The organism is Aurantimonas sp. (genome assembly GCF_964217435.1).
GTDB lineage: Bacteria > Pseudomonadota > Alphaproteobacteria > Rhizobiales > Rhizobiaceae > Aurantimonas > Aurantimonas coralicida.
Window position 1 is genome coordinate 95,670 of record NZ_CAXPJM010000040.1, and the last position, 6,534, is coordinate 102,203.

The window sequence follows — 6,534 nt, forward strand, 5'->3', positions numbered from 1 at the left end:
GGCGGACACCGAAAGTGCCGCCGCCGCCAAGCTCAGAATGGGGCGTTCAGCCTAGTCGCAGATGGTGACCGGGCCGACATCCACGCAGCCCCTGCGGCGATCCCGCCGCCGCCGCCGCCGCCTGCGCCGCTCGCGCCGCCGCCGCCTGCGCAGGTCCCGCCGGCGTTCGCGCCGGTTCCGCCGCCGCCGACGCCGCCGCCGACGCCTGCGCCGCCGATCGTCGCGGCGCTGGGCGACCTCGTAACTGCCATCGTCCTCCCCGTCGGGCAGGTCCGAATCCGGATCGGGCTCCGCCGCGTCGGCCGGGGCCGTCAGAATGACCGTCGGGGCGACGAGCGCCAGACCGCCGGCCACGCCGAGACCGATCAGGAACCGGCGGCGTGACGGCTCGACGGTGTCCTCATCGGGTGGCCCGGCATCACGCCGTCCGGCTCCGTATTTCCAAAACATCCATTGCATGCTGTCCTCCAAGTCGACGCCGCATGGCGCCGCGCTGCCGGCTTCGAGCATGACCGGTGCGGCAATCCGGTCGGCCAGGCAGCCCTGCCAGAAGGAAAACATAGATGTATGAGAGATATGGTCCAGTCAAAAATGTCATATTCTGACGGATATGCTCGCGGCGGTGGCATTTTATTCCGCAGAGGAATGTTGGTGATTGCTGCAATGTTGTGTGGCGGAGCGACGATTCTGGGCCGTCGCACCGGCAATTTCGGCGTTCCGCACCGTGCGGGCGGCGGCTGATGGCGCAGGAGATCGAGCGCAAGTTCCTGGTGGCGCATGACGGCTGGCGGGGGCTCGCCACGGGCTCGGCGCAGCTCGAGCAATTCTACCTGTTCAGCCGGGAGGGCGCGTCGGTGCGGGTGCGGATCAGCGACGGCCGGGCGGCGCGGCTGACGATCAAGACCGGCGGCGCCGGCCTTTCCCGCGGCGAGTTCGAATACGACATTCCGCTCGCCGATGCGCAGGATCTCAGGGCCAGCCGGGTCGGCAAGCTGGTGGAGAAGACCCGCCATATCGTGCCGCTGGCGGGTGGCTGGCAGGTGGAGGTGGACGTCTTCACCGGGGCGCTGGACGGGCTGGTGACGGCGGAGATCGAGCTGAAGACGATGGACGATGCGCCGCCGCTGCCGGATTTTCTCGGCCGCGAGGTGACGGGCAATCCGCGCTATCTCAATGCGCAGCTGGCGCTGAACGGACTTCCGCCGGCCGAGGCATGAGACGGCGCCGGCTTGGCAGGCGGCGACCCGGCGCCATCTTGGCAAAGGCGCTGCCGGCGAGGTCGGTGCGCCGCAAATCCCAGTCGAAGGTGCAGATGCCATGGCCTACAAGCTCGACCCCGCCGCGCCGCTCGATGCCGAGTTCCGGCGCATCGCCGGCGAGCAGCTGCGCCGGGCGGAGCGGGTGCTGGTAGCGGCGGACGGCGAGCCGAGTGCCGCCGTGCACGAGGCCCGCAAGCGGCTGAAGAAGCTGCGCGGGCTGACGCGGCTGGTCCGCGATGCGCGGCCGGCCTTCCATGCGAAGGAGAATGCCCGCTACCGCGACCTGGCGCGAAGCCTGTCGGGGGCACGCGACAGCGGCGCGCTGGTGGAGGCGCTCGACCGGCTCGCGGAGCATTACGGGGCGGAGGTGGCGCCGGCCGTCTTCGAGCATGTGCGCAGCGAGCTGATGGCGCGGCGCGAGGCGGCGACGACGCGCGATCTCGGCTCGGCGATTGACGTGGCGGCGCGCAGCCTCGGGGCGGCCCGCCACAAGCTCGACGGCTTCGTCATCGCCCCCAAGGACAGGGCGGGCAACGCGGCGACGATCATCGCCGAGGGTTTTGCCCGCACCCATGACCGTGCGCGGTCGGCGCTGGCGACGGCGCGCAAGGAGGGCGATGACGAGGCCCTTCACGAGCTTCGCAAGCGGGTCAAATATCACTGGATGCATCTGCGGCTGATCGCACCGCTGTGGCCGGACGCGATCGCGCCGCAGACCAAAGCCGCCAAGGCGATCGCCGACGGGCTCGGGCTCGACCATGATTATTCCGTGATGCGCCAGGAGATCGCGGCGACGCCGGAGGCCTTCGGCACGCCGCGCGAACTGGCCGTCCTCGCGGCGCTGATCGAACGCCGGCAGGCGGAATTGCGCGCCGCTGCGCTCGATACGGCGCGGCGGCTCCTCGCCGATGATCCGGACGGCGTGAAGACGCGGGTGAAGCGGCTGTACCGGGCCGGGCCAGTTCGAGAGGCGAGCGATCCCGGCGCGCCGGTCGCCTCGCCGCTGGAGGTCCTGCGTCAGGCGGAGTGATCGCAGCAAGGGGCAGGAGGCCGACGGACGTCATTGCGCGGTAGGGGCCGGGCGCCATGCGGCGCCCGGTGTCGGCGGTTTGGCGGCGCGGCTCGATGGACAATGCCCGATCAGGCGATCCGTGCCCGACGCAAAAAGGGCCGCCGGATCAACCGGCGGCCCTTCGTTCATGCGGGAGCGTCGAGGCTTACTGCTGGCCGACGGTGATCCGCGTCTCGTCTTCGAGCTCGGGATACTGATCGTCGTCGAACTCGCTCAGCGCGTCGATCTGGCTCTCGGTGACGTTCGGCGCGATCATGCCGCGGTCGGTGGCCATCAGCGAGGACAGCGGGATCGCCACTTCCTTCTCGCCGAGGCCGAGGAAGCCGCCCGAGCCGATGACGGCGAAGAGACGATTGTCGACCTTCACGATCTCCTGGATGTCGCCGAGGACTTCGCCATTGGCGCCGATGATGTCGTAATCGGTGACTTCCTCGACGGTCATCTCACGCTCGCTCGAAGAGCCCGGATTGATCGCCATGGTCTCGTTGTCGGTCGCCGAGCGCTCGCCTGCCGTCTCCTCGGAGGTCACGCGCTCCTGGCGGTCCTGGCTGGCGGCGTTGCCCTGCTGCTGGCGATCCGCGGCGGTGTCTTCCGAGCCGTCCATCGGCGAACCATCGGCGTTCTGATAGATGATCTTCGGCTCGCCCTTCTCCTGGTTGACGGAGACCTTGGCGTCCTCGCTCTGATAGCGGATCTGCGGGCGCTGGTCGGACTGGCGGACCTGAACATTGGCGTTGGCCTGGTCGACCGTGACATTGGCCTGCTCGTCGCCATCGTCCGAGGTCTCGACCGCGGCATTGCCGGAATCATCGACGGAGACCCGCGGCTCGCCCTGGCTGACCGAGACTTCCGGCTGCGCCATCTCGACATCGACATTCGGGTCGGGCATGCGGACGGTGATGGTCGGCTGCGGAATGTCGACGCTGATCGTCGGCGCCGGCTGGTTCACCGTGATGGTCGGCTGCGGCTGCGAAACCGAGACGTTGGGATCGGCCTGGTTGACCTGGACGTCGGGCTCCGGAACGTCGACCTTCACCGCGGGGGCATCCGGCTGGACAACAACGTCAGCGGTGGAATTTGCGTTCTCGCTGTTGTTGTCCTGAGCGAAAGCGGTGCCGGTCAGTGCCGAGCCTGCAAGAAGAGTGATGACGAAAATATTACGCATGTAATATTACCTTTCTATTCGATTGGTAACATAACGAAATCTCCGATTGAGATCCCGCTTGCTGGATGATGGCAAAACGGGGGCAGGGCCAGTCTGTTCCGTTATTCGTTTTTCGGTTTTTGTAGCCGCGACGTGAAAATGGCGTCGCTGACCCGTGGCGACCTGTCCGGGGAGGGCGCGGCCGGAGCGGCCGTCCCGTGCTGCGGGCAGCGCCGCGACCGACCGTCCGACCGGGGCCACGAACCGGCGCCGGACAGGAGGCGGAGCGCGCCGGGCATGATTCCGAGGGGCAGGGTCGCCGATCCTCGGTCGTGTCCTAGCTGGAATGGCCGCGAAACCGAGGCGAAGGGAAAGGCGCGCCATGAGACAGACCGGTCTGACCATTGCAGGTGCCCTGACCTTGGCGCTCGGCGTGATGACGCTGCTGCCGCTTCTGGAAACCAATGCGTGGTGGGTGCGCTACCTCGATTTCGTTCGCCTGTATGTCGGGGGAGCGCTGCTCGTGCTGATCGCCCTCCTCGGCGCCACCAGGGCCTGGCGGTGGCGAACGGGGGCGGCGATCATGGCTATCTGCGGGGTGCTGGCGGCGCTGCATCTCGCCAAGCTGCATGTCTATATGTCGGTCGTGGCGCCCATGGCCGCCGCTTCCCCCACCTGTCCGTCGGGCTCGGGGCTTTCGGTGATGGTAGCGAACGTCAAGAAGGGCAACCGCGACTTCGCGGCCTTCCGCGACGTGGTCACCGACGCCGACCCGGACATCCTGCTGGTCCTGGAAACGGACCAATGGTGGGATACCCAGCTGGCCGCCCTGCAGGATCGCTACCGGACCAGTATCGAGAGCGTGCCGCAGGCCGTCGAATATTATGGCCTGCATCTGTTTTCCAAATATCCGCTGGTCGACCCGGCCGTGGAATTCTGGTTCGAGACCGGCACGCCGAGCGTGACCGCCGATATCACGCTGCCGGCCGGCACGGTCCGCTTCATCGGCATTCATCCGCGGCCGCCGCAATCCTTCGAGCATTCCACCGCCCTGCGCGACGGCACGATGGCGCAGGCGGCCCTTGCGGCGGCCGATTCGACCATGCCGACGATCCTGGCCGGCGATTTCAACGCCGTGCCCTGGGAGCGCACCTTCCGCCGCATGCTGCGGGTGGGCAGGCTGCTCGATCCGCGGGTCGGGCGCGGCTATGTCGCGACTTATGATGCGGAAAGCCCGATCCTCGCCTGGCCGCTCGACCATATCCTGTTCCAGGACGCGATCGGCCTGCTCGGCTTCTCATCGCTGCCCCACGTCGATTCCGACCATTACCCGGTGATGGCCGAATTGTGCCTGGCGCCGGACATGGCCGCCCGGCAGGGCGCCCCCGCCGAAGAGGACGGCGATCGGGAGGAACTGCGCCGGGCGATCGAGGCCGCGCACGACCGCGCGGCGCAGATGTAGGCCGCCAGGCGGGACCGCCATCGCGGAGGGGCGCCGGCGCACGGGACCCGGCAGGTGAGGCACGACGAAAGGAGGCCCCATGCTGGGCTTGCAGGATGCATCGATCTGGCTCGTGGGTGGCGCCTTTCTCGCGGCAGCCGTGGCCATCGGCTTTGCCGGGTTCCGGCTGTCCTATGTGGCCGACACCCTGGCCGACCGGACGGGCATGGGCGAGGTGGTGGCCGGCGCGCTGTTCGTTGGCGCGGCGACGTCGCTACCGGGGGCGATCACCTCGATCTCCACCGCCATGCAGGACGCACCGGGCCTGGCCGTCGGCAACGCGCTGGGCGGGCTGACCGCCCAGACGGCCTTCATCGCCATCGCCGACCTGTTCTATCGCCGGGCCAATCTCGAACATGCCGCCGCCAGCGTGACCGGGCTGGCGCAGGGCGTGCTTCTGGTGGTGCTGCTGACCATTCCGCTGATCGCCTCGGCGGAGCCGCCGGTGACGATCTGGGGCGTGCATCCGGCCTCGGTGGTGATCCTGATCAGCTATGCCTTCGGCCTGAAGCTGCTCTCCGACATCAAGGACGACCCGATGTGGAAGCCGGTCCAGACATCGGAAACGCGGGAATCGCTGTCGGATCCGGAGGAGGGCGAGGATCGCGAATCTGGTCGCTCCCTGTGGGGCCGCTTCGCGCTCTATGCCGGGATCACCGCGGTGGCCGGCTACGTCATCGGCGAGGCGAGCCTTGCCCTCGTCGACATCACCGGCCTGTCGCAATCGGCGGTCGGCACGATTTTCTCGGCGGTCGCCAATTCGCTGCCGGAACTGGTCACGGCGATCGCCGCGGTCCGGATCGGTGCGGTGAGCCTTGCGGTGGGCGACGTGATCGGCGGCAATGCCTTCGAGGTGATGTTCCTGAGCGCCGCCGACTTCTTCTATGACGGCTCGATCTATGCGGCGATGGAGCCGCAGGACCGGACCACGGCGATCATCGCCATGCTGATGACCGGCGTCCTGCTGCTCGGCATGCTGCGGCGCGAGCGCACCGGCCCGGCGGGGATCGGCTTCGAGAGCGTGCTGGTGCTGCTGCTCTATGCCGGCTCGGTGGTGCTGATCTTCCTGTGATCGGCGGCCTGCGCCGCGCGTTCGGACCGGCCGCCGGAGGGCGGCGTCCGGCGGGGTGCCGGAGAGGGCATTTCCTCGGCGGCGCTTAGCCGGCATAAAGCGGCCCAACGACACTGGGAGCCCATGACATGATCGACGCCTTCATCTGCGACTATATCCGTACCCCCTTCGGCCGCTTCGGCGGCGCCCTGTCGGGGGTTCGCGCCGACGATCTGGGGGCGGTGCCGATGAAGGCGCTGATGGAGCGCAATGGCGGCGTCGACTGGGAGGCGGTGGGCGACGTGTTCTATGGCTGCGCCAACCAGGCCGGCGAGGACAACCGCAACGTGGCGCGCATGTCGCTGCTTCTGGCCGGACTGCCGACCAGCCTGCCGGGCGTGACGCTGAACCGGCTCTGCGGCTCGGGCATGGACGCGGTGATCACCGCGGCGCGGGCGATCCGCTCCGGCGAAATGGAGATCGCCATCGCCGGCGGCGTCGAATCCA

The 6,534-nt window shown here is 68.4% G+C and carries 7 protein-coding genes; 5 read left to right on the top strand and 2 right to left on the bottom strand.

Annotated elements, in window-relative coordinates; genetic code table 11:
* Nucleotides 1-51: 51 nt before the first annotated feature.
* Complete coding sequence (locus ACEQX1_RS16105; RefSeq protein WP_024348952.1) at nucleotides 52-561, bottom strand: hypothetical protein; 510 nt, start codon at nucleotides 559-561, stop codon at nucleotides 52-54.
* Between the two features lie 179 nt (nucleotides 562-740).
* On the opposite strand from ACEQX1_RS16105, the gene ACEQX1_RS16110 reads away from it, so the two are divergent.
* The gene (locus tag ACEQX1_RS16110) at nucleotides 741-1,217 is read left to right on the top strand and encodes a CYTH domain-containing protein (protein WP_370194333.1); all 477 of its coding nucleotides are present in this window, start codon (nucleotides 741-743) and stop codon (nucleotides 1,215-1,217) included.
* A 100-nt stretch (nucleotides 1,218-1,317) separates the two neighbouring features.
* A complete protein-coding gene (locus tag ACEQX1_RS16115; protein ID WP_370194332.1) occupies nucleotides 1,318-2,289 on the top strand; it encodes a CHAD domain-containing protein in 972 nt (323 codons plus the stop codon).
* A 187-nt stretch (nucleotides 2,290-2,476) separates the two neighbouring features.
* Here the strand turns inward: ACEQX1_RS16115 and ACEQX1_RS16120 are convergent, their stop codons facing one another.
* Nucleotides 2,477-3,496 (bottom strand): PRC-barrel domain-containing protein, encoded by a 1,020-nt coding sequence (locus ACEQX1_RS16120; RefSeq protein WP_370197065.1) that lies wholly within the window; start codon nucleotides 3,494-3,496, stop codon nucleotides 2,477-2,479.
* 361 nt (nucleotides 3,497-3,857) lie between these two features.
* Between ACEQX1_RS16120 and ACEQX1_RS16125 the strand changes: the two genes are divergently transcribed.
* The 3 genes from ACEQX1_RS16125 to ACEQX1_RS16135 form a co-directional block, all read left to right on the top strand.
* Complete coding sequence (locus ACEQX1_RS16125) at nucleotides 3,858-4,937, top strand: endonuclease/exonuclease/phosphatase family protein (protein WP_370194330.1); 1,080 nt, start codon at nucleotides 3,858-3,860, stop codon at nucleotides 4,935-4,937.
* Between the two features lie 79 nt (nucleotides 4,938-5,016).
* Nucleotides 5,017-6,048: a sodium:calcium antiporter gene (locus ACEQX1_RS16130; protein ID WP_024348947.1), complete on the top strand. Its 1,032-nt coding sequence runs from the start codon at nucleotides 5,017-5,019 to the stop codon at nucleotides 6,046-6,048.
* Between the two features lie 128 nt (nucleotides 6,049-6,176).
* Nucleotides 6,177-6,534 (top strand): beta-ketoacyl synthase N-terminal-like domain-containing protein (locus ACEQX1_RS16135; protein WP_370197067.1); only part of this gene is annotated, 358 nt, incomplete at its 3' end.